Source organism: Paraburkholderia sp. BR10923 (genome assembly GCF_040948765.1).
In the GTDB taxonomy this organism is placed as follows: domain Bacteria; phylum Pseudomonadota; class Gammaproteobacteria; order Burkholderiales; family Burkholderiaceae; genus Paraburkholderia; species Paraburkholderia youngii.
The window spans coordinates 45,387-65,212 of record NZ_JBFPKO010000022.1 but is presented as its reverse complement, the minus strand read 5'-3'; the positions used below and the strand labels follow the sequence as shown (position 1 = coordinate 65,212).

At 62.7% G+C, this 19,826-nt stretch carries 23 protein-coding genes, 1 tRNA gene and 1 pseudogene; 19 read left to right on the top strand and 6 right to left on the bottom strand.

Annotation, left to right across the window (positions count from 1 at the left end; translation table 11 throughout):
* The first annotated feature begins 160 nt into the window (after positions 1–160).
* The 8 genes from hisF to tatC all read left to right on the top strand — a co-directional run bounded on the left by hisF (position 161) and on the right by tatC (position 4,612).
* On the top strand, positions 161–934 hold the full coding sequence (gene hisF, locus AB3X94_RS31190) for an imidazole glycerol phosphate synthase subunit HisF (protein WP_176110145.1): 774 nt from the start codon (positions 161–163) through the stop codon (positions 932–934).
* Between the two features lies 1 nt (position 935).
* Positions 936–1,346, top strand: a complete 411-nt coding sequence (gene hisI / locus AB3X94_RS31185) for a phosphoribosyl-AMP cyclohydrolase (protein WP_090802086.1) — start codon at positions 936–938, stop codon at positions 1,344–1,346.
* Positions 1,343–1,738, top strand: coding sequence for a phosphoribosyl-ATP diphosphatase (locus AB3X94_RS31180; RefSeq protein ID WP_176110146.1), 396 nt, complete (start codon positions 1,343–1,345; stop codon positions 1,736–1,738). Before hisI ends, AB3X94_RS31180 begins: the two co-directional genes overlap by 4 nt.
* A 90-nt stretch (positions 1,739–1,828) precedes the next feature.
* On the top strand, positions 1,829–2,224 hold the full coding sequence (locus AB3X94_RS31175) for a DUF4870 family protein (RefSeq protein WP_368613575.1): 396 nt from the start codon (positions 1,829–1,831) through the stop codon (positions 2,222–2,224).
* Positions 2,225–2,317: 93 nt separating this feature from the next.
* Positions 2,318–2,683: a histidine triad nucleotide-binding protein gene (locus tag AB3X94_RS31170; protein ID WP_013090689.1), complete on the top strand. Its 366-nt coding sequence runs from the start codon at positions 2,318–2,320 to the stop codon at positions 2,681–2,683.
* Positions 2,684–2,955: 272 nt separating this feature from the next.
* Positions 2,956–3,201 (top strand): Sec-independent protein translocase subunit TatA, encoded by a 246-nt coding sequence (gene tatA, locus AB3X94_RS31165; RefSeq protein ID WP_176110148.1) that lies wholly within the window; start codon positions 2,956–2,958, stop codon positions 3,199–3,201.
* Between the two features lie 48 nt (positions 3,202–3,249).
* Positions 3,250–3,792, top strand: coding sequence for a Sec-independent protein translocase protein TatB (gene tatB / locus AB3X94_RS31160; protein ID WP_176110149.1), 543 nt, complete (start codon positions 3,250–3,252; stop codon positions 3,790–3,792).
* A gap of 34 nt (positions 3,793–3,826) precedes the next feature.
* A complete protein-coding gene (gene tatC / locus AB3X94_RS31155) occupies positions 3,827–4,612 on the top strand; it encodes a twin-arginine translocase subunit TatC (protein ID WP_176110150.1) in 786 nt (261 codons plus the stop codon).
* Between the two features lie 88 nt (positions 4,613–4,700).
* Here the strand turns inward: tatC and AB3X94_RS31150 are convergent, their stop codons facing one another.
* Positions 4,701–5,921: a Do family serine endopeptidase gene (locus AB3X94_RS31150; RefSeq protein ID WP_176110151.1), complete on the bottom strand. Its 1,221-nt coding sequence runs from the start codon at positions 5,919–5,921 to the stop codon at positions 4,701–4,703.
* 19 nt (positions 5,922–5,940) lie between these two features.
* Between AB3X94_RS31150 and AB3X94_RS31145 the strand changes: the two genes are divergently transcribed.
* The 7 genes from AB3X94_RS31145 (at position 5,941) to AB3X94_RS31115 (ending at position 11,052) form a co-directional block, all read left to right on the top strand.
* The gene (locus AB3X94_RS31145) at positions 5,941–6,687 is read left to right on the top strand and encodes a Nif3-like dinuclear metal center hexameric protein (protein WP_176110152.1); all 747 of its coding nucleotides are present in this window, start codon (positions 5,941–5,943) and stop codon (positions 6,685–6,687) included.
* A gap of 220 nt (positions 6,688–6,907) precedes the next feature.
* Positions 6,908–7,528 (top strand): ubiquinol-cytochrome c reductase iron-sulfur subunit, encoded by a 621-nt coding sequence (gene petA / locus AB3X94_RS31140; protein WP_368613599.1) that lies wholly within the window; start codon positions 6,908–6,910, stop codon positions 7,526–7,528.
* Positions 7,528–8,907: a cytochrome bc complex cytochrome b subunit gene (locus AB3X94_RS31135; RefSeq protein WP_368613574.1), complete on the top strand. Its 1,380-nt coding sequence runs from the start codon at positions 7,528–7,530 to the stop codon at positions 8,905–8,907. The genes petA and AB3X94_RS31135 overlap by 1 nt, the downstream gene beginning before the upstream one ends.
* Positions 8,908–8,930: 23 nt before the next feature.
* Entirely contained in the window at positions 8,931–9,686 is a 756-nt protein-coding gene (locus AB3X94_RS31130) for a cytochrome c1 (RefSeq protein WP_176110155.1), read from the top strand.
* Positions 9,687–9,781: 95 nt separating this feature from the next.
* Positions 9,782–10,393, top strand: coding sequence for a glutathione S-transferase N-terminal domain-containing protein (locus tag AB3X94_RS31125; RefSeq protein WP_006052302.1), 612 nt, complete (start codon positions 9,782–9,784; stop codon positions 10,391–10,393).
* 66 nt (positions 10,394–10,459) lie between these two features.
* Entirely contained in the window at positions 10,460–10,957 is a 498-nt protein-coding gene (locus tag AB3X94_RS31120; RefSeq protein ID WP_176110157.1) for a ClpXP protease specificity-enhancing factor, read from the top strand.
* 19 nt (positions 10,958–10,976) lie between these two features.
* A tRNA-Thr gene (locus AB3X94_RS31115) sits at positions 10,977–11,052 on the top strand.
* A 95-nt stretch (positions 11,053–11,147) separates the two neighbouring features.
* Here AB3X94_RS31115 and AB3X94_RS31110 read toward each other — a convergent pair.
* Positions 11,148–11,617: pseudogene (locus AB3X94_RS31110) on the bottom strand (hypothetical protein); the annotation flags it as partial.
* A 798-nt stretch (positions 11,618–12,415) separates the two neighbouring features.
* Here AB3X94_RS31110 and AB3X94_RS31105 point away from each other — a divergent pair.
* Positions 12,416–13,540: a methyltransferase gene (locus AB3X94_RS31105; RefSeq protein ID WP_368613573.1), complete on the top strand. Its 1,125-nt coding sequence runs from the start codon at positions 12,416–12,418 to the stop codon at positions 13,538–13,540.
* 15 nt (positions 13,541–13,555) lie between these two features.
* On the opposite strand, the gene AB3X94_RS31100 is transcribed toward AB3X94_RS31105, so the two are convergent.
* A complete protein-coding gene (locus AB3X94_RS31100; protein WP_176110161.1) occupies positions 13,556–14,827 on the bottom strand; it encodes a TIGR03862 family flavoprotein in 1,272 nt (423 codons plus the stop codon).
* A gap of 209 nt (positions 14,828–15,036) precedes the next feature.
* Here AB3X94_RS31100 and AB3X94_RS31095 point away from each other — a divergent pair, with 209 nt between their 5' ends.
* A complete protein-coding gene (locus AB3X94_RS31095; protein WP_176110162.1) occupies positions 15,037–15,246 on the top strand; it encodes a DUF1059 domain-containing protein in 210 nt (69 codons plus the stop codon).
* A gap of 135 nt (positions 15,247–15,381) precedes the next feature.
* Here the strand turns inward: AB3X94_RS31095 and AB3X94_RS31090 are convergent, their stop codons facing one another.
* A complete protein-coding gene (locus AB3X94_RS31090) occupies positions 15,382–15,702 on the bottom strand; it encodes a hypothetical protein (protein ID WP_013090673.1) in 321 nt (106 codons plus the stop codon).
* A 388-nt stretch (positions 15,703–16,090) separates the two neighbouring features.
* Here AB3X94_RS31090 and AB3X94_RS31085 point away from each other — a divergent pair, with 388 nt between their 5' ends.
* Complete coding sequence (locus tag AB3X94_RS31085) at positions 16,091–16,933, top strand: SAM-dependent methyltransferase (RefSeq protein WP_176124293.1); 843 nt, start codon at positions 16,091–16,093, stop codon at positions 16,931–16,933.
* 20 nt (positions 16,934–16,953) lie between these two features.
* Here the strand turns inward: AB3X94_RS31085 and AB3X94_RS31080 are convergent, their stop codons facing one another.
* Together AB3X94_RS31080 and AB3X94_RS31075 are read right to left on the bottom strand one after the other, a co-directional pair.
* A complete protein-coding gene (locus tag AB3X94_RS31080) occupies positions 16,954–17,508 on the bottom strand; it encodes a DUF1415 domain-containing protein (RefSeq protein WP_176110166.1) in 555 nt (184 codons plus the stop codon).
* Between the two features lie 58 nt (positions 17,509–17,566).
* Positions 17,567–18,214, bottom strand: coding sequence for a TetR/AcrR family transcriptional regulator (locus tag AB3X94_RS31075; RefSeq protein WP_176110168.1), 648 nt, complete (start codon positions 18,212–18,214; stop codon positions 17,567–17,569).
* A gap of 153 nt (positions 18,215–18,367) precedes the next feature.
* Between AB3X94_RS31075 and AB3X94_RS31070 the strand changes: the two genes are divergently transcribed.
* Positions 18,368–19,651, top strand: coding sequence for an MFS transporter (locus tag AB3X94_RS31070; protein ID WP_368613572.1), 1,284 nt, complete (start codon positions 18,368–18,370; stop codon positions 19,649–19,651).
* The last annotated feature ends 175 nt before the right edge of the window (positions 19,652–19,826 follow it).

Here is a 19,826-nt window from a genome sequence, read left to right as displayed (position 1 = left end):
GCTTGCCGGGTAGCGCGCTTCGCACGATCACGCAACCGGAACCTCGGCGGCCTGCGGCCAGCACTTCACTCGCGGCGCGACGCAACCGCTCGCGCCGGCACCGTGCCGCTTGCCCGCAAGCGAGCGGCCCCATCAGCGGTATTGGCAGAATTGCACGATCATGGCTCTAGCTAAACGCATCATCCCTTGTCTCGACGTCACCGCGGGCCGCGTGGTCAAGGGCGTCAACTTCGTCGAACTGCGCGACGCGGGCGACCCGGTCGAAATCGCGCGCCGTTACGACGATCAGGGCGCCGACGAACTGACGTTCCTCGATATCACCGCGACCTCGGATCAGCGCGACCTGATCCTGCCGATCATCGAGGCAGTCGCCTCGCAGGTGTTCATTCCGCTGACGGTCGGCGGCGGCGTGCGCGCGGTCGAAGACGTGCGGCGCCTGCTGAACGCGGGCGCGGACAAGATCAGCATGAACTCGTCGGCGGTCGCGAATCCGCAGCTCGTGAAGGACGCGACCGACAAATACGGCTCGCAATGCATCGTCGTCGCGATCGACGCGAAGCGCGTGTCTGCCGACGGCGAAACGCCGCGCTGGGAAGTGTTCACGCACGGCGGACGCAAGTCCACCGGTCTCGACGCGGTGGAATGGGCGCGCAAGATGGCCGAGCTCGGCGCGGGCGAAATCCTGCTGACCAGCATGGATCGCGACGGCACCAAGAGCGGCTTCGACCTTGCGCTGACGCGCGCGGTGTCGGACGCGGTGCCGGTTTCTGTGATCGCCTCGGGCGGCGTCGGCAATCTGCAGCATCTCGCCGACGGCATCAAAAGCGGTCACGCGGACGCGGTGCTGGCCGCGAGCATCTTCCACTATGGCGAACACACGGTCGGCGAGGCCAAGCGCTTCATGGCCGACCAGGGCATTTCGGTGAGGTTGTGACGTGACGAATCCTTCGGCAGTGAACTGGCTCGACAAGGTCAAGTGGGACGCGAACGGCCTCGTGCCGGTGATCGCGCAGGAAGCGTCGACGAACGACGTGCTGATGTTCGCGTGGATGAACCGCGAGGCTCTCGCGAAGACAGTCGAGACCGGCCGCGCGGTATATTTCTCGCGCTCGCGCCAGCGCCTGTGGTTCAAGGGCGAAGAGTCGGGGCACGTGCAGCATGTGCACGAAGTGCGGCTCGATTGCGACGAAGACGTCGTGCTGCTGAAAGTCGAGCAGGTGTCGGGCATCGCATGCCACACCGGCCGCCACTCGTGCTTTTTCCAGAAATTCGAAGGCTCGGTGGACGACGGCGACTGGCAGGCCGTCGATCCCGTGCTGAAAGACCCCGAACACATCTACAAATGACGCAATCCACGCAAAACCCGTCGCCCGCTGAGGCTTCCACGCTCGACACGCTGTTGCGCCTCGCGGCGGTGATCGATGGCCGCAAGGGCGGCGATCCAGACACCTCGTACGTCTCGCGTCTGTTCCACAAGGGCGACGACGCGATTCTGAAGAAGATCGGCGAAGAAGCCACCGAAGTCGTGCTGGCCGCAAAGGACGCGCGCCACGGCGGCGTGCCGAAGGCGCTGGTCGGCGAGGTCGCGGACCTGTGGTTCCACTGCCTCGTGATGTTGTCGCATTTCAATCTGAGCCCCGCCGACGTGATCGCCGAACTCGAGCGTCGCGAAGGCCTGTCGGGCATCGAGGAAAAGGCGCTGCGCAAGAGCCGCGAGCGTGAGGAAAACGGCGACTGAGCAGCCGGAGCGGAAATCTGGCATTTCCGCTTGAAGTCGCGCGCGCTGGCACCTATATAGCGGTAACCGCACCTTCGTGAGGACGCAAGCATGGAACAGCCGCAAGGAAGCTATCCGCCGCCGGTCTACCGCCACGCGATGGAACCTGAGCGGGAGCGCAGCCTGCGCACGCTCACGCACGTGCTGTACGCGCTGTATGCGGTTCATTGGCTGACCGGTGGGCTCACCGTTCTGGTCGCGATCATCATCAACTACGTGAAACGGGCCGACGTGGCCGGCACGCCGTACGAAGCGCATTTCGAATGGCAGATTCGCACGTTCTGGATGGGCCTCGTCGGTTATGCGATCGGCGCATTGCTGTTGGTCGTCGTGATCGGCATCCCGGTGCTGTGGGCGGTCAGCATATGGATGTTGTACCGTATTATCAAAGGCTGGCTGTATCTGTACGATAACAAGCCATTCGCGAATCCGGCCGGCTGGGTCTGAACGCTAGGCCGTCCGCACGCGCGGACCGGCATTCGGGTCGAACCTCGTCGCGTGCGGCTTCGCTCGCCTAAGTCATACCGCGTCAGGAATACGATGAGTCACGATCCGAACTGTCTTTTCTGCAAGATCGCCGCTGGCGAAATCCCCTCGACCAGAGTCCACGAAGACGACGAGTTCGTCGCCTTCCGCGACATCCGTCCGGCGGCCGAAACGCATGTGCTGGTGATTCCTCGCAAGCACATTGCAACGCTGTCGAACTGCACGGAAAGCGACGCGCCTCTGCTTGGTAGAATGCTTGTGTTGGCCGCTCGACTGGCGGAGCAATTGGGGGTCGCGTATAGCGGCGGCGAAACGGGCTTTCGCACGGTAATCAATACCGGTCCGGGCGGTGGTCAGGAGGTGTATCACCTGCACGCGCACATTCTCGCGGGACCGCGCCCCTGGCATCGCATGGGCTGAGCGGGCGCATGGGTCATGCGCGCCGCGTGGCGAGAGCACACCGCCGCGAGTTTTGGTCGAGGACAATAGCGCCGCCGTTATTTTTACCGCTGTGTAATACCGTCGACGCGATCGCCTGACCACAATGACGGCGGTTCAGATTGCGGCGCACTTTGCGAGCGAGGTGGTGCGACCTGCGGTAACGTAGAGATAGAGGCAAACGAAGCGCGTGCGCTTCAGATTAGGCAAATTTGCCGCATCGAGATGCGGCGTCGGGGTTAAGGAGAGTAGTCATGGGTTCGTTGAGTATTTGGCATTGGTTGATCGTTCTGTTGATCGTCGCGCTCGTGTTCGGCACGAAGAAGCTGCGCAACATCGGCAGCGATCTGGGCGGCGCGGTGAAGGGCTTCAAGGAAGGCATGAAGGAAGCCGAATCGCCGTCGGCCGACGCGCAACAGCAGCAGCGCGAGTTGCCGCGCAACGGCGCGGTGGACGTCGAAGCGAAAGAAAAGACGCAGCAATCGGGCGATTACCGCTAAGCCGCGGCGTTTGCGCCGTTCCCGCGTTTCTGACGGACATTTCACTTCATGCTGGACCTCGGTCTAACCAAGATGGCGCTGATCGGCGTCGTCGCGCTGGTCGTCCTCGGGCCTGAGCGCCTGCCGCGTGTCGCCCGCACGGCCGGCGCGCTATTCGGCCGCGCACAGCGGTACGTCAACGACGTGAAGGCCGAAGTCACGCGCGAAATCGAGCTCGACGAACTGCGGCGCATGAAGACCGATTTCGAGAAGGCCGCGAGCAACGTCGAAACGGCGGTTCAGGACAATCTGCGCAAGCACGAGAATGAACTGAACGAGGCATGGAAGAGCGGTACGTCGGTGTCGCCGAGTATCGCCGGCGGCGCGCTCGAAGACGCCGGCAGCGGCGTCAGCGGCAGCACCGGTGTTACCTCGTGGCCGGTCAGTACACCGGCCGCCGCGCCCAAACGCAAGAACTGGCGCGTCCAGCAAAGCGCCACCCCCACCTGGTACAAGCGAGCGAGCCTGCGCCGCACGCGCGTGCAGTCGGGCGCCGCGCGCGTTGCGCGGCACACACCTGCCAACCTGCGTCGTCCGACGCGGTTTTTCTGATGTTCAGATCGACAATCCCTAACCGAGGGCCGGTGTGAGCGACCCCCAGCAATCCCAGAACGAAGGCACTGAAGAGACCTTCATTTCCCACCTCGTCGAACTGCGTGACCGCATCATCCGTGCGGGGCTCGCCGTCATCGTCGTGTTTATCGGGCTCGTGTACTGGGCGCCGGACATCTTCAAACTGCTCGCGCGGCCGCTGATGATGAATCTGCCGAAGGACGGCAAGATGATCGTCACCGACGTCACCGGCTCGTTCTTCGTGCCGATGAAGGTGACGATGCTGGTCGCTTTCGTGATCGCGCTGCCGGTCGTGCTGTACCAGATCTGGGCGTTCGTCGCGCCGGGACTCTATCAGCACGAGAAGAAGCTGGTCGCGCCGCTCGTGGCGAGCAGCTATACGCTGTTCCTGTGCGGCATGGCGTTCGCGTATTTCGTCGTGTTTCCAACCATCTTCCGCGTGATGGCGCACTACAACGCGCCGCTCGGCGCGGAAATGACAACCGATATCGACAATTACCTGAGCTTCGTGCTCACGATGTTCATCGCGTTCGGTGTCACGTTCGAGGTGCCGATCGTCGTCGTCCTGTTGGTGCGGATGAACGTTGTGACCCTGAAGAAGCTGAAGGAGATCCGGCCGTATGTGATCGTCGGCGCGTTCGTGGTGTCGGCCGTCGTGACGCCGCCGGACGTGTTTTCGCAGCTGATCCTCGCGGTTCCGCTGATTCTGCTGTACGAAGCCGGCATCGTCGCGGCGCGGTTGATCGTCGGCAAGCAGCCGGTGGTCGTCGAGGATGCGAGTCCGCCGCCGTCTAATTGATGTGCCGTGAGTCGGTGCCAGGCGTCAGATGAAAAGGGCAGTCCATCACGGACTGCCCTTTTTCGTTGCGTTAGTCGCGGCCTTGACTTCAACCACCTTCGTCGTCTGGCTGATCGCCGCCGTTTTCGTCTTCCGGCTGTTTCGGCGGCGGCGGGCGTTTGCCGATCATCACGTCGAGATCGATCTGATGGCCTTTGCGTACCAGATGCACTTTTGCCGCCGTGCCCGGCTTAATCTGCGCGATCACGTTCAACAGGCGCGTGGTATCGGTGATCACCTGGCCGTTCACGCTCGTCAGGATGTCGCCGGGCTTGATGCCCGCGCGGTCGGCCGGTCCGCTCTTCAGCACCCCGGCGACGATCGCGCCTGACTTCTGATCGAGCCCGAACGACTCGGCGATTTCCGGCGTCACGTCCTGCGGTTCGACACCGATCCAACCGCGCGTGACTGTACCGGTCGTGATGATGCTCTCGAGCACGCTGCGCGCGGTCGACACCGGAATCGCGAAGCCGATGCCGAGCGAGCCGCCCGAGCGCGAGTAGATCGCGGTGTTGATGCCGAGCAGATTGCCGTTCACGTCGACGAGCGCACCGCCCGAGTTGCCGGGGTTGATCGGGGCGTCGGTCTGGATGAAGTTTTCGAACGTATTGATGCCAAGGTGGTTGCGTCCCAGTGCGCTGACGATGCCCATCGTCACGGTCTGCCCGACGCCGAACGGATTGCCGATCGCGAGCACGACGTCGCCGACGCGGGTCTGGTCCATCCGGCCGAGCGTGATGGTGGGCAGATTGCTCATGTTGACCTTGAGCACCGCCAGATCGGTCTCGGGGTCGATGCCGATGACCTTCGCGCTGGCGGTGCGGCCGTCGGCGAGCGCGACTTCGATCTGATCGGCGCCGTCTACGACGTGCTGGTTCGTTAGAATGTAACCTTCCGAACTCACTATCACGCCTGAGCCGAGATTCGAGGCAGGCTGCTCCTGCTGCTTGCGATTGTTCCTGTCGCCGAAGAAGTAGCGGAACAGCGGATCTTTGGCGCGCGGGTCGGGCGGCAGCGAGCCATCCTTGCTGGAGAACACGTTGACGACCGCGGGCATGGCCTTTTGCGCCGCTTCGGCATAGGACGTTTCGGCATGGCCTTTGCTGATGCCCGGCGCCACTTCCCGCAGCGCCACGATCGGTTCGGCGAGTTGTCTGCCGAATTGTCCTTGACGCTGCAGCCACTGCGGTTTGAGGGTCGCAATGATGAACATCAGCGCCAACAGCACCGTCACCGCTTGGGCAAATAACAGCCAAAAGCGTCTAAGCATCTGAAGACAAGAGGTCTATATGGATCGGATTGAACTTGAATTGTACTTGAACAATCTCCTTGAAACCGCGCGCTTCAAGGACTATTGCCCGAACGGACTGCAGGTCGAAGGGCGCCGCCGGATCAACAAACTCGCGACCGGTGTGACCGCGTCGGTGGCCTTCCTGGAGGCCGCGCTCGACTGGGGCGCGGACGCCGTGCTGGTCCATCACGGCTACTTCTGGCGCAACGAGGCGCCGCAGATCACCGGCCGCAAGCACGCTCGACTGAAGCTGTTGCTCGCCAACGACCTGAACCTGTTCGCCTACCACCTGCCGCTCGACGATCATCCCGAATTCGGTAACAACGCGCAGATCGGCGAGAAGATGGGCTGGATCAGCGACGCGCGTTTCGGCGACAACGACCTCGGCTGGCTCGCCACGTTGCCAATGCCGATCTCGCTTTCGCACCTGACCGCGGAAATCGAGCAAACGCTGGGCCGCACGCCGCTCGTGTTCGGCGATCCCGATATGCAGCTGCGCCGCGTCGGCTGGTGCACGGGCGCCGCGCAAGGGATGTTCGACGCGGCGATCAACGCGGGCGTCGACGTCTACGTGACCGGCGAAGTATCGGAGTCGGTGATGCATACGGCGGCGGAAAGCGGCGTCGCCTTCCTTGCGGCCGGCCACCACGCGACAGAACGTTTCGGCGTGCAGGCGGTGGGCAAGCATCTGTCCGAATCGTTCGATATCGAACACCTGTTTATCGACATTCCGAATCCCGTTTGAATTGCGAATTGCATTAACGAAGAAAAAGGCGCGAATACCGTAGAAGGCGCTTAAAAGGAGGTACAAAAAAGTTTGCGATCGGTACGGACAAACCCTGAGTTATCAAGGGCTTCGCACGGTTTTTGGCAATCGGCCCTTGTAAATGGCGACTCCATTCGAGCAAACTAGCGGCGGTAGAAGCGACGTGAAGGAAAAATCCAACTCAGAAGTGGGGCGTGTGATGCGAGACAAAGAAGAGGAACACGTCGATGGCAGCCGCCGTAACTGGCTGGTAGCGACGACCGTAGCAGGCGGCATAGGAGGTGTTGCCGTTGTCGTACCCTTTGTTAGTTCGTTTGCACCATCCGAAAAGGCCAAGGCTGCAGGTGCCCCGGTCGAAGTCGATATCAGTGGTCTGAAGCCCGGCGACATGATGACGGTCGCCTGGCGTGGCAAGCCGGTGTGGATCATCAACCGCACGGACCGCATGCTCGCCGATGTTCAAAAAGCCGATAGCCAGGTGGCGGACCCTCACACGCAGAATCCCTTCTCGATGCCGCTGCCGGACTACTGCAACAACGAATTCCGTTCACGCGCCGAGAACAAGCACCTGCTGGTTGCCGTCGCCGTTTGCACGCATCTGGGCTGCACGCCGACGCCGCGCTTCCAGGAAGGCCCGCAGCCCAATCTGCCCGACGACTGGCCCGGCGGCTTCCTGTGCCCGTGCCACGGCTCGACCTACGACATGGCCGGCCGCGTCTTCAAGAACAAACCCGCCCCGCAGAACCTCGACATCCCACGCTTCATGTTCACGTCGGCGACGGCCCTTGTGATCGGGAAGGACGAAAAAGGAGAAGCGTAATGGCGAGCGAACACGAAGTAGAGACGACCGGGCTGGCTGGTTGGATCGACCGGCGCTTCCCGATGACTGCCACATGGAAGAAGCACGTTTCCGAGTACTACGCGCCGAAGAACTTCAACTTCTGGTACTTCTTCGGTTCGCTTGCATTGCTGGTGCTGGTCAACCAGATCGTCACCGGCATTTGGCTGACGATGAACTACAAGCCCGATGCGACGATGGCGTTCGCGTCGGTCGAGTACATCATGCGCGAGGTGCCGTGGGGTTGGCTGATCCGCTACATGCACTCGACGGGTGCGTCGATGTTCTTCGTCGTCGTGTATTTGCACATGTTTCGCGGGCTTTTGTATGGCTCCTACCGCAAGCCGCGCGAGCTCGTGTGGATTTTCGGCTGCCTGATCTTCCTGAGCCTGATGGCCGAAGCGTTCTTCGGCTACCTGCTGCCGTGGGGCCAGATGTCGTTCTGGGGCGCGCAGGTGATCGTGAACCTGTTCTCGGCGATTCCGTTCATCGGGCCGGATCTGTCGTTGTGGATTCGCGGCGACTATGTCGTGTCCGACGTCACGCTGAACCGCTTCTTCGCGTTCCACGTGATCGCGATTCCGCTGGTCCTCGTCGGCCTCGTGATCGCGCACCTCGTCGCGCTGCACGAAGTCGGCTCGAACAACCCGGACGGCATCGAAATCAAGGCGAAGAAGGGGCCGGATGGCGTGCCCCTCGACGGCATTCCGTTCCACCCGTACTACTCGGTGCACGACTTCATGGGCGTGGCGATCTTCCTGCTGATTTTCGCGGCCATCATCTTCTTCGGGCCGGAAATGGGCGGGTACTTCCTTGAAGCCAACAACTTCGTTCCGGCGAATCCGCTGCAGACCCCGCCGGAAATTGCGCCAGTTTGGTACTTTACCGCTTTTTATGCGATGCTGCGCGCCACCACCGATCCATTCAAGATCGTCCTGATGATCGTCATTGCGCTACTGGGGCTGCTCGCGCTCGTGCGCGCGCGCGGCAGGTGGAAGATCGGGTTGCCAGTGCTCGCGGTGCTGGTGATCGTCGCGATGGTGTTCACCGAATCGAAATTCTGGGGCGTCGTCGTGATGGGCAGCGCGGTGATTTCGCTGTTCTTCCTGCCGTGGCTGGACCGCTCGCCGGTCAGGTCGATTCGCTACCGGCCGTTCTTCCACAAGCTTTTCTTCGGGATCTTCGTGATCGCGTTCCTGACGCTCGGCTTCCTCGGCACGCGGCCGCCATCGCCCGCCGCAACGCTGATCGCCCAGATCTGCGCGCTGGTGTACTTCGCGTTTTTCCTCGGCATGCCCTTCTGGACGCGGCTTGGCAAGTTCAAGCAGCCGCCGGAACGGGTGCGGTTCAAGCCTCACTAATCGCGAGCCAGGAGAACACGAAGATGAAAAAAATGCTTTCGATGTGCGCGCTGGTCGGCGCGACCGTGCTTGCGATGTTGGCCGCTCCGGTCCACGCGGACGAGAATTTCCCGCTCAATCGTGCGCCGGACAACACGAACAATTTCGCTTCTTTGCAGCGCGGCGCGCAATTGTTTGTAAACTACTGCCTGAATTGCCACAGCGCGAACCTGATGCGCTACAACCGCCTGACCGATCTCGGCATCACGCCGAACGAAGTCCAGGCGAATCTGCTGTTCACCACCGACAAGGTCGGCAACACGATGACCGTGGCGATGCGCCCGGACGACGCGAAATCGTGGTTCGGGGCGACGCCGCCGGATTTGTCGGTGGAGGCGCGGGCGCGCGGCACGGACTGGCTGTACACGTATCTGCGTAGTTTTTACCGCGACGATACGCGGCCGACTGGCTGGAACAATCTGGTGTACGAAAACGTGAGCATGCCTCACGTGCTGTGGCAGCTTCAGGGGCAGCGGGCGGCGAAATTCGGCGATGAAACCGACGAAAAAACCGGCGAAAAGGTACACAAATTCCGCGGTTTCCAGCAACTCACTCCGGGGACGATGTCGCCGGTAGATTATGATTCTGCTGTGGCCGACCTCGTGTCGTACCTGTCATGGATGTCCGAACCGACGCAGCAAACCCGCAAGCAACTTGGCGTGTGGGTGGTGTTGTTCCTCGGTATCCTGAGCTTTTTCGCCTGGCGACTGAACGCCGCGTACTGGAAACATATCAAATAATCACGCCGCTACACGGCGTGGGGCCGGCGCCAGGAAAGACCTGCTGAACGGTTTTTCCGTGCGCTGGCCCTTCAGCTTTTTGAGGAAACGTAAACATGATGGTTCTGTATTCCGGCACTACTTGCCCGTTCTCCCAGCGTTGCCGGCTGGTGTTGTTCGAAAAGGGCATGGACTTCGAGATCCGCGACGTCGACCTGTTCAACAAGCCGGAAGACATCGCCGTGATGAATCCGTATGGTCAGGTGCCGATTCTCGTCGAACGGGACCTGATTCTGTACGAATCGAACATCATCAACGAGTACATCGACGAGCGCTTCCCGCACCCGCAGCTGATGCCGGCCGATCCGGTGCAGCGCGCGCGTGCCCGCCTGTTCCTGCTCAACTTCGAGAAAGAGCTGTTCGTCCACGTCGGCACGCTCGAAAACGAGAAGGGCAAGGCAGCGGAGAAGAATCACGAGAAGGCGCGCCTCGCGATCCGCGATCGCCTGACGCAACTCGCGCCGATCTTCCTGAAGAACAAGTACATGCTCGGCGAAGAGTTCTCGATGCTCGACGTCGCGATCGCACCGCTCTTGTGGCGCCTCGACCACTACGGTATCGAGCTGTCGAAGAACGCCGCGCCGCTGATGAAGTACGCCGAGCGCATTTTCAGCCGCCCGGCTTATATCGAAGCGCTGACGCCGTCGGAAAAGGTGATGCGTCGTTGAGTTTGGCTTTGGTGTGCGGGCGCCGCATCGCTTCGATGCGCGCCCGTGCCCGCAAGAGGACTGTTGATGCAAGAGATTTCCACGAAGCCTTATCTGCTGCGCGCGCTTTATGAGTGGTGCACGGATAACGGCTACACACCGCACATCGCGGTCCGCGTCGACAATCAGACGCGCGTGCCGCGTCAGTTCGTGCGAGACAACGAGATCGTGTTGAACATCAGCTTCGAGGCGACCAGCCAGTTGCAGATGGGCAACGAGTGGATCGAGTTCAACGCGCGCTTTTCCGGCAAGTCGCACAAGATCGAAGTGCCGGTCGCCAATATTCTGGCGATCTACGCGCGCGAGAACGGCCAAGGTATGGCGTTCCCGGTCGAATCGGCGGGCGGCGAGGCTCAGGATTCGGGCGCGGATGCCGCGGACGAAGCGGACACGCCGGCGGCGCCGCGCGCCGTCGAAACGGCGCCGGTCGACCCGGCCGAGGCCAGCGACGCCGACGACAAGCCGCAACCCGACGACGATGGCTCGAAAGGTGGCGGAAGGGCTCGCCTTAAGATCGTGAAATGAAGTAGAATCACGGCCTCATGCCGGCTTAGCTCATCAGGTAGAGCGCTTGACTTGTAATCATGAGGTGGCGGGTTCGAGTCCTGCAGCCGGCACCAGATTGCTTTATCAGCAGTAACTGGAAATGCTTGAAAACCCCGTCGAAGCACACGCTTCGGCGGGGTTTTCTTTTTTCGGCAGTCGAGTCGCCGAGCTAGACCGATTTGACCTCGCCGCCGTCCATCCGCAGCGTCGAGCCTGTCCAGCGTGCTGCGTGCTGCCGGCGATTTGACGAAAGCCATCGGCTCCGCGATTTCCTCGGGTGTGCCATAGCGTGAGATGCCCGTAGCGGCATCCGCCTCAGACAGGTCAAGATCGATGACGAGAACGGGTCGTTCTTGCCCCGCACCGCCAGCAGAGGCGGTCGGTAGGTGCGGAAGTACTCCTGAAACGCCGGGTACAGAGCGACATTGTGGCGATGGTCGCGGAACAGATCGAGCTGGACCTCGGTCGCGCCGGGGGACGCAGGGAGAAGTCGTCGAGCGAGTAGCCGTCCGGCAGGACCGATGCCGTGTCCGGCACGCCACGCGTGTATTGCCACACGGTCGTCTCGTATGCGAGCAGTGTGCTCAACGCTTCGCGGTTGGCTGGCGACGCGTCCAGCCAGGCGGCACATCGTGCCGGGACCGATGTTCGTGGTCAACACCAACGACATTACGCTGAACAACGCGGTAGGCCGCGGGTATCACTTACAACTCGGTGCTGACCGTGTGATCGGCCGACGGCGCCGACGGAACGTCGGTTCCATTCGTGCTGGCGTCGGCGCTTTTTGCTGTAGCCAACACGGGTCACCACGAGCGCGGTCGGATTTCGACGGTGCTTTTTTCGTCTTTAGCCCATGCCGGAAAGACGTTGGATGCGGTGTGAGGTGAGCCGCTGGGTAGCTCAGAAATCACGATATCTCTTTCACCTTGTCCATAGTAGACTTTTTAATCTGTAATCGGCGGGCCTAAATGCAGCGCGGGCCAAGGTGCGCCGTTCGATGGCTCAAACATCACGCTATCTCCTTCACCTTGTCGATCGTGGACTTTTTAGTATTTGGTCGCCGAACTTCGGCGGCTCCCCGTTTGAGGTGAGTCACTGAATGGCTCAAAAATCACAATATTTCTTTCACCTTGTCGATCGTAGACTTTTTGGTCTGCAATTGACCCGCTAAAGTGCGCCCATGGCTTGAGGTGCGCCGCCTGACGGCCCAAAAATCACGATAACTCTTTCACCTTGTCGATCATGGACTTAATCGTCTACATTTGGCGCGTCTAAATTTACCTGATCATCGTCACCAATCCATGCGGAGTCGCGAAGCCGCACGGCGGCGGTACGGTACTATTCGGGCGTCGCCCGGGATGGCGGGTAGCCGACAGACGTTCCGGTCCGCTGCCGCGGTCCACGTCGCCGGCGACGTCACATCGACTCCATTGCACCATGACCAACCCCGCAACTCTCACCTGGCCCGAAGCCGACGGCCCGCGCACCGCACGCTGGCGCTCCGAAGCGGCCGTGCCGCCGCCGAAGCGCGTCGTCGTCGCCGACGACCGCACCACCGCCGATTCGGCCTACCGCCTCGCCTGCGAAGGCACCGCGCTGTTGTGGCACGGCGACTTCCAGAACGCGCGCCAACTGTTGCAGGCGGTCACGCGCCGACTCGAACGCAAGGCGCGCAAGCAGGGAGCGACACCGCTCGACGCGTTCAACCTGCATCGGCAGGCGCAGTCGCAGCGCGCCCGCACGCTCGGCATGATTCTGATTCCGCTCGATGCCGACTACGGCATTTCCCTGCGCCGCGCGCCCGACGTGCGGCAGGCCTGCACCGAAGCGTACGGACCGGCGACCGGCGAGGCGTCGGTGGTGTCGTTGCGCGAGTTGCTCGGTTTGATCGGCGCGCACGAATGGCGCAAGAACGGTGTCGAGATCGCGGCGCTCGGCGAGCGCATTCATCCGCACTACGGCGTGTTCTCACCGGTGCGTGGCGAGTACGTCGATCTGGTCGCGCGCGCCGCGCTGCCGTCGCTGGATCTCGCGTTCGATATCGGCACCGGCACTGGCGTGCTGGCCGCGCTGCTGGCCAAACGCGGCGTGCGCAAGATCGTCGCCACGGATCAGGATGAGCGAGCGCTGGCGTGTGCGCGTGAAAATCTCGCACGCCTGGGCTACGCCCGGCAGGTCGAGATCGTGCAGGCCGATCTGTTTCCGGACGGTCGGGCGCCGCTCGTCGTCTGCAATCCGCCGTGGGTGCCGGCGCGGCCCGCGTCGCCGCTCGAATACGCGGTCTATGATCCTGACAGCCGCATGCTGCTTGGCTTCCTGAACGGCCTCGCCGATCATCTGACGCCGGGCGGCGAAGGCTGGCTCATCATTTCGGATTTCGCTGAGCATCTTGGGTTGCGCACGCGCGCATGGCTGCTGGCGGCGATCGAGCACGCGGGGCTCAGTGTGGTGGGACGCGAGGACATTCGTCCACGGCATCCGAAGGCCAGTGATCAGAACGATCCGCTGTATGTTGCGCGAGCGGCCGAGATCACGTCGTTGTGGCGGCTCAAGGTGCGGTGACGGCGAGTGCGTGCATCACGCCGATGCGCGGCGCGCTTCGAGATACGCGCATGCGCCCCGGCCGGCCACGAGCCCGCTGGCAAAACAGGCCGTCAGCAGATAACCGCCGGTCGGTGCTTCCCAGTCGAGCATTTCGCCCGCGCAGAATGCGCCGGGCATCCGGTCGATCATCAAATGTGCGTCCAGCGCCTCGAACGGGATGCCGCCCGCCGTGCTGATCGCTTCGTCGATCGGTCGCGCGCGCAGCAGTCGCAACGGCAGCGCCTTGATCGCGTGGGCGAGACCGCGCGCATCGGCGAATACTTCTTTCGACAGAATCTCGTGCAACAGCGCCAGCTTGACCCCGCCGATGCCAATCCGCCCATGCAGATGACTCGCAATCGAGCGTGAGCCGCGCGGCCGCGTCACTTCCTCGATGACCCGCTCGAGCGGCAAGCCTGGCGCGAGATCCAGCGCGATGGTGAGCTCGCCGTCGGCCAGGATCCGCTCGCGGATCGGCGCCGACAGCGCATAAATCAGACTCCCTTCGAGGCCTGATTCGGTCAGAAGTGTTTCACCTTGTCGATTGTGGACTTTTCCGTCTACATCGGTGAAGGAAATCGCGATCGTCTTGATCGGCTGACCAGCGAAACGCTCGCGCAGATACGGGCTCCAGTCCGCGTCGAAGCCGCAGTTCGCGGGGCGCAACGGCATCACCGGCACGCCGCGCGACATCATCAGCGGCACCCACGCGGCGTCGGAGCCGAGCCGCGGCCAACTGCCGCCGCCGAGCGCGAACACGACCGCGTCGTAGCTCACCGTCTGCTCACCGTCGGGCGTGGCGAAGCGCAGCGCGTGCGCAGCGTTGTCTTCGGACACTGAGACCCAGCCGTTCCACTTGTGACGCATGTGGAACTGCACGCCCGCTTCGCGCAGTCGATGCAGCCACGCGCGCAGCATTGGCGCGGCCTTCATGTCAGACGGAAACACGCGCCCCGAACTGCCGACGAACGTCTCGACACCCAATTCGCGCAACCAGGCGCGCAGCGCGTCGGGACCGAACGCGTCGAGTAGCGGCGCGATGTGGTCGCGGCGCGCGCCGTAGCGGTCGAGAAACGGCTCCAGCGCTTCCGAATGCGTGATGTTCATGCCGCCTTTGCCCGCCATCAGGAATTTGCGGCCGACCGACGGCATCGCGTCATGTACGTGGACTTGCACGCCGCGCCGGGCAAGCGTCTCGGCGGCCATCAGGCCGGCGGGGCCGCCGCCGATTACGGCGACGCGGGCGGAATCGAGCGAGGAGGGCATGCGGTTCGGCAGATCTGCGGGGGAAAAGGGCGCTGCGCCGCCAGCGATCGAACGGACGGGCGGCGCGAAGGGCGTTATTGTCACACCGCGCGCGGCGCGCGGCAAACGCCGTCGAACGCGGTCGAACTGCGTTCACCGCTTGGCTCGCGCCGCCCGCGACCTATACTTTTCACACATCTTCCTCGATCGTCTGGTTCAAGGAGATTGTCATGACCCGCAAATACATCGACTGCCGCGAATTTCCGAGCGAAATGAACTGCACCGTCGCGATGTCCGCCGACAGCGACAGCGAACTGCTCGAAGCCGCGGTCCAGCATGCCGTCACCGTTCACAAGCACGCGGATTCGCCGGAGCTGCGCGCGCAGCTGAAGACGCTATTTCATGAGGGAACGCCGCCCGCCGAGGCGCCGCGCGCTTGAGATACCCGTGCAAGGGGAGTGTGGAAGCCCGCGTCGCGAGCGGCATCTAGCCGCCCGCGCGCGGTTGTGTTGCAGCAGTCTTTTGGTCACACGCGAAACGCGATACCAAGCCATCCTAACCAACATGCCGACGCGCTAACCCGGATACGCCTCATCGACCTTCAGCCCGGCGAGCTTGAAGATCACCCGCAACGTCTGCGGCTTGATGTCGCGTCGCGACGCGAGCGTCGTCATCACGAAGTCGAGCACCTTGGCGTACTTGAGCATCGTCAGGCAAGTTTCGAGGTCGACGTTGCCGTCGCGCATGACCTCGGCGAGCCGCAGCATTTCCGTGGAGATATCGCGTGCCATCTCCAGTTCGAGTTGCTGTTTCTCCGACCATGCCGGCGCGGTGGTGAGCTTCGCAAGCATTTCCTGAAACTTCTGTTCGACATTTCCGTTGGGTACCGTATCCATTGCCGCCTCTTCGGTGATCTTCCGAGCGCGCGACCGGTAGCAAAGCCGGCCGCTGCTGGTTACGTAACGTTCGGCCCGCGTTGCGGGACCGCTCTCCCCACATGCATCCGGTCCGCGTGTCCGGTCGCACGGCCGGACAGCCTCCTGTTTTCGGCGACACGGCTTGCACCCGCGGGCTCAGCCGGCGCGCAAGCTGTTTTCAGCCATTCTCGAGACACTTCCGCGCAGCGCCTGTCGAGCAGGAAGTGTTCCCAGCAGAGCACCTATGTCGCGTGGTCCGCGCGGCGTGCTCGCTGGGAATGCCGCAGTTTGGGTAAACTGGCAGTAACTTTTCTCTTTTTCCGTCATCTGTCGCACGTTCGCGCTGCAATTGATGGCGACCCACACGATGTCCGGCAAAACCCACGAAATCCGTCCCAACCAGTCCGTCGAACTGCTCAAAGAACTCCACATCCTCACGCGCGACGGCAAGATGAATCAGGACAGCCGTCGCAAGCTGAAGCAGGTCTACCACCTGTTCCAGTTCATCGAGCCGCTGCTCAAGGACCTGAAGGACCAGCAGGGTTCGCTGACGCTCGTCGATCACGGCGCGGGCAAGTCATACCTCGGTTTTATCCTGTACGACCTGTTTTTCAAGGAGTTTCAGGACGCCGCTGGTGGGGCTTCGCACATTTATGGCATCGAAACGCGCGAGGAACTGGTGACGAAGTCCGAAGAGCTGGCGGCGCGGCTCGGCTTCAAGGGGATGTCGTTTTTGAATTTGTCGGTGGCGGAGTCGATTACCTCGACGCGGTTGCCCGCCGAAATCGACATCGTGACCGCGCTGCACGCGTGCAATACCGCGACCGACGACGCAATCCGTTTCGCGCTCGAAAAGCACGCAAAGTACATCGTCGTCGTGCCGTGCTGCCAGGCCGAGGTGGCCGGCGTGCTGCGGCAGAACAAAGGGAAGGCTCTGAAGAACGCGCTCACGGAAATCTGGCGGCATCCGCTGCACACGCGCGAATTCGGCAGTCAGATCACGAACGTGCTGCGCTGCCTGCAGCTCGAAGCGCATGGCTATCAGGTCAGTGTGACCGAGCTGGTCGGCTGGGAACACTCGATGAAAAACGAGCTGATCATCGCGCAGTACAAGGATCTGCCGCGGCGCCGGCCGGCTGAGCGGCTCGGCGAAGTGCTGGACACGCTCGGCCTCGATGCGCTTAAGGAGCGTTTTTTCGTGCCGGCCTGAGGCGCAGCCGGGCGCTTCACCTAGCGCTTCATCAACGCATCCCAGCCTTTGAGGCCAATGCGCCGCAGCGTTTCCTGATTGCGCTCGTAAATCTCTTCCGCGTCGGGAAAGGCCTGCACGGCTCGCTCGATGCTGTCTTCACGCAGCAGATGCAGGATCGGATACGGCGCCCGGTTCGTGTAGTTTTCGATGTCGTCGGGCTCGCTGCCTTCGAACTGGTAGTGCGGATGAAAGCTCGCGATCTGAATCACGCCTTCGAGCCCCAGTTGCTGGATCAGGCGGTCGGCGAAGAACAGGCAGTCGTTGAAGTCGAGAAAGTCGCCGAACGCACGTGGCAGGATCAGCAGCGTCGTGTCGATGGCGGCGGGGTCGGCGGCGACGAGCGTCTGCAGTTCGGCTTCCAGGTCGGTGAGTACCGCTTCGAGCGTGTCCGCTTCGCTGACCGCATAGCGAATCTGCTCCTTCACATGCACGGCCTTTGCGAACGGACACAGGTTCAAGCCGATCACGGCCTCGGTCAGCCAGTGACGGGTCGTGGCGATAACGGCATCGTGGGATTCGGCGGGCAACGGCATGGCGGAAGGATGAGACGGGGAAACGCGCAATTCTATAGGACCCGGCCGACGGACTGACTCAGCGAGCCTGCTTCATTGCGCAAGCGGCCGCAATCAACTCCGCGGCGACTCGCGGCGCGGCGAGGATCGGCCCGCAGCCCGGCCCGTAAGTCTGGCTCGCCGCGTACACGCCCTCGATCAGCAGGCCGAGCCCATCGGCGAGCGCTTGCGGATCGTCGGCGCCGGCCGCCGTCGAGAGTTCGACGAGGCGCGCCATCAAGCGCTGCTTGTTGCGGAACACGAACTGCCGCGCCGGATGCGCGGTATCCGAAAACTCCACCGACACGTTCACGAAGGGGCAGCCGCGGTAATGGTCGACCGAGGCGCGCACCGCGAGGTCGTCGAAGTACTGCTGAAGCTGCTTCGCCGGCTCGCCCGGATGTTTGGCGAAACTCTTCTCGACGTAGCCGAAGAACTGCTCGTCCTTCTGTTCCAGATACGCCATCACCAGCTCGTCCTTCGACGAAAACTGCCGGTACAGGCTCATTTTGTTCACACCCGCGCGCTCGACCACCGCATCGACGCCGACCGTACGCACGCCCTCGCGATAGAACAACTCGCTAGCCGCGCGCAGCAGATGCTGCTGCGCCTGCGGCCCCGCGGTCTGTGCGCCGCGCGCACGCCGCGAGCGAGTAGCGGCGGGCTTGAGAGTTTCGCTGTTGGACATGGCAAGTCACCCGAATGAAATTGACGCCTTGACATGTTACCGACCAGTAACTAACATCGCAACACCATTGTGACTGATCTGTCACAAGTCATTTACCGAAGCCGTAACAATACGAACGATGCCGCCACTCCGGCCGCGTCGATTGGAGAACCGATGAACTGGGCTGCGCGACTGATAGGCGGACGTTTCCACTATGGCTGGTTGACCGTCGCCGTGGTGTTCCTGGTGTTGCTCGCGGCGGCCGGTACGCGCGCGACGCCAAGCGTGATGATGGTGCCGCTCGAGCACCAATTCGGCTGGAGCCGCGCGACGATTTCGCTCGCGATCTCCGTGAACATCGCGCTGTACGGGTTGATGGGGCCATTCGCGGCCGCCGCGATGCAGCGCTTCGGTGTGCGTCCGACGCTGCTGAGCGCGCTCGGCACGATGGCCGCGGGCGTCGCGCTGTCGTCGCTGATGACGCATCCGTGGCAGATGGTGCTGATCTGGGGTGTGATGGTCGGCGGATCGACCGGGGTCGCGGCGCTGTCGCTGTCGGCGACCGTCGTCACGCGCTGGTTCACTACGCGCCGTGGTCTAGTGATGGGTATCCTGACCGCCAGTTCGGCGACCGGCCAATTGGTGTTCCTGCCGCTGCTCGCGGCCGTCGCCGAGCATTACGGCTGGCGCCAGGTCGTGTGGGTCGTCGCGCTCGCGGCGGCCATCGTGATTCCGCTCGTCGCGTTCCTGCTGCCCGAGCATCCGGCCGACATGCGGCTGCGCCCATACGGCGAAGCGCACGACGCGCCGATTACCACGAGCATCACCAGGCAGAACCCGCTTGCGATCGCGTTCGGCACGCTCGCGTCGGCGAGCAAAACGCGCGATTTCTGGCTGCTGTTCTTCAGCTTCTTCATTTGCGGCGCGAGCACCAATGGCTATGTCGGCACCCATCTGATCGCGATGTGCGGCGACTATGGCATGACCGAAGTGCAGGGCGCATCGCTGCTCGCGGCGATGGGCGTGTTCGACCTGTTCGGCACCACGCTGTCGGGCTGGCTGTCGGATCGCTTCAATAGCCGCGTGCTGCTGTTCTGGTATTACGGGCTGCGCGGCCTGTCGCTGATGTATCTGCCGCACGCGTTCGGCATCGACTTTTTCGGGTTGCCGCTGTTCGCGGTGTTCTACGGTCTCGACTGGATCGCCACGGTGCCGCCGACCGTGCGTCTCGCCACCGACGTCTACGGCAAGGAATCGGCGCCGATCGTGTTCGGTTGGGTGGTCGCCGGCCACCAGCTCGGCGCGGCGTTCGCGGCGCTCGGCGCGGGCATGCTGCGCGCGAGCCTCGGCACTTATACGGTCGCCTCGATGATTTCCGGCGGCTTGTGCCTGATCGCCGCGGTGATCGTGCTGCGCATCAACCGTCCGGTCAAAGTGCCGGCGCCGCAGCCAATCTGAATCGCCTTCGCGGACCGCGCAGATTCGCCGTCAGTGATGCAACGACGCCCGGCCCCATCACGGGCCGTGCGCGCTTTTTCAGCCAGCGCGCATAGCGCCGTGCTGCAAGTTGGAGCGCGCATCGAAAGCCCGTTATGCTATGTGGCCTCGGGCAACCGCCCGACGATCATGAATT

Coding starts and splice junctions, on each gene's coding strand:
- hisF (WP_176110145.1), top strand. CDS start 161: ATGGCTCTAGCTAAACGCATCATCCCTTGTCTCGACGTCACCGCGGGC.
- AB3X94_RS31180 (WP_176110146.1), top strand. CDS start 1,343: ATGACGCAATCCACGCAAAACCCGTCGCCCGCTGAGGCTTCCACGCTC.
- AB3X94_RS31175 (WP_368613575.1), top strand. CDS start 1,829: ATGGAACAGCCGCAAGGAAGCTATCCGCCGCCGGTCTACCGCCACGCG.
- AB3X94_RS31170 (WP_013090689.1), top strand. CDS start 2,318: ATGAGTCACGATCCGAACTGTCTTTTCTGCAAGATCGCCGCTGGCGAA.
- tatA (WP_176110148.1), top strand. CDS start 2,956: ATGGGTTCGTTGAGTATTTGGCATTGGTTGATCGTTCTGTTGATCGTC.
- tatB (WP_176110149.1), top strand. CDS start 3,250: ATGCTGGACCTCGGTCTAACCAAGATGGCGCTGATCGGCGTCGTCGCG.
- AB3X94_RS31150 (WP_176110151.1), bottom strand. CDS start 5,921: ATGCTTAGACGCTTTTGGCTGTTATTTGCCCAAGCGGTGACGGTGCTG.
- AB3X94_RS31145 (WP_176110152.1), top strand. CDS start 5,941: ATGGATCGGATTGAACTTGAATTGTACTTGAACAATCTCCTTGAAACC.
- petA (WP_368613599.1), top strand. CDS start 6,908: ATGCGAGACAAAGAAGAGGAACACGTCGATGGCAGCCGCCGTAACTGG.
- AB3X94_RS31135 (WP_368613574.1), top strand. CDS start 7,528: ATGGCGAGCGAACACGAAGTAGAGACGACCGGGCTGGCTGGTTGGATC.
- AB3X94_RS31130 (WP_176110155.1), top strand. CDS start 8,931: ATGAAAAAAATGCTTTCGATGTGCGCGCTGGTCGGCGCGACCGTGCTT.
- AB3X94_RS31125 (WP_006052302.1), top strand. CDS start 9,782: ATGATGGTTCTGTATTCCGGCACTACTTGCCCGTTCTCCCAGCGTTGC.
- AB3X94_RS31120 (WP_176110157.1), top strand. CDS start 10,460: ATGCAAGAGATTTCCACGAAGCCTTATCTGCTGCGCGCGCTTTATGAG.
- AB3X94_RS31105 (WP_368613573.1), top strand. CDS start 12,416: ATGACCAACCCCGCAACTCTCACCTGGCCCGAAGCCGACGGCCCGCGC.
- AB3X94_RS31100 (WP_176110161.1), bottom strand. CDS start 14,827: ATGCCCTCCTCGCTCGATTCCGCCCGCGTCGCCGTAATCGGCGGCGGC.
- AB3X94_RS31095 (WP_176110162.1), top strand. CDS start 15,037: ATGACCCGCAAATACATCGACTGCCGCGAATTTCCGAGCGAAATGAAC.
- AB3X94_RS31090 (WP_013090673.1), bottom strand. CDS start 15,702: ATGGATACGGTACCCAACGGAAATGTCGAACAGAAGTTTCAGGAAATG.
- AB3X94_RS31085 (WP_176124293.1), top strand. CDS start 16,091: ATGTCCGGCAAAACCCACGAAATCCGTCCCAACCAGTCCGTCGAACTG.
- AB3X94_RS31080 (WP_176110166.1), bottom strand. CDS start 17,508: ATGCCGTTGCCCGCCGAATCCCACGATGCCGTTATCGCCACGACCCGT.
- AB3X94_RS31075 (WP_176110168.1), bottom strand. CDS start 18,214: ATGTCCAACAGCGAAACTCTCAAGCCCGCCGCTACTCGCTCGCGGCGT.
- AB3X94_RS31070 (WP_368613572.1), top strand. CDS start 18,368: ATGAACTGGGCTGCGCGACTGATAGGCGGACGTTTCCACTATGGCTGG.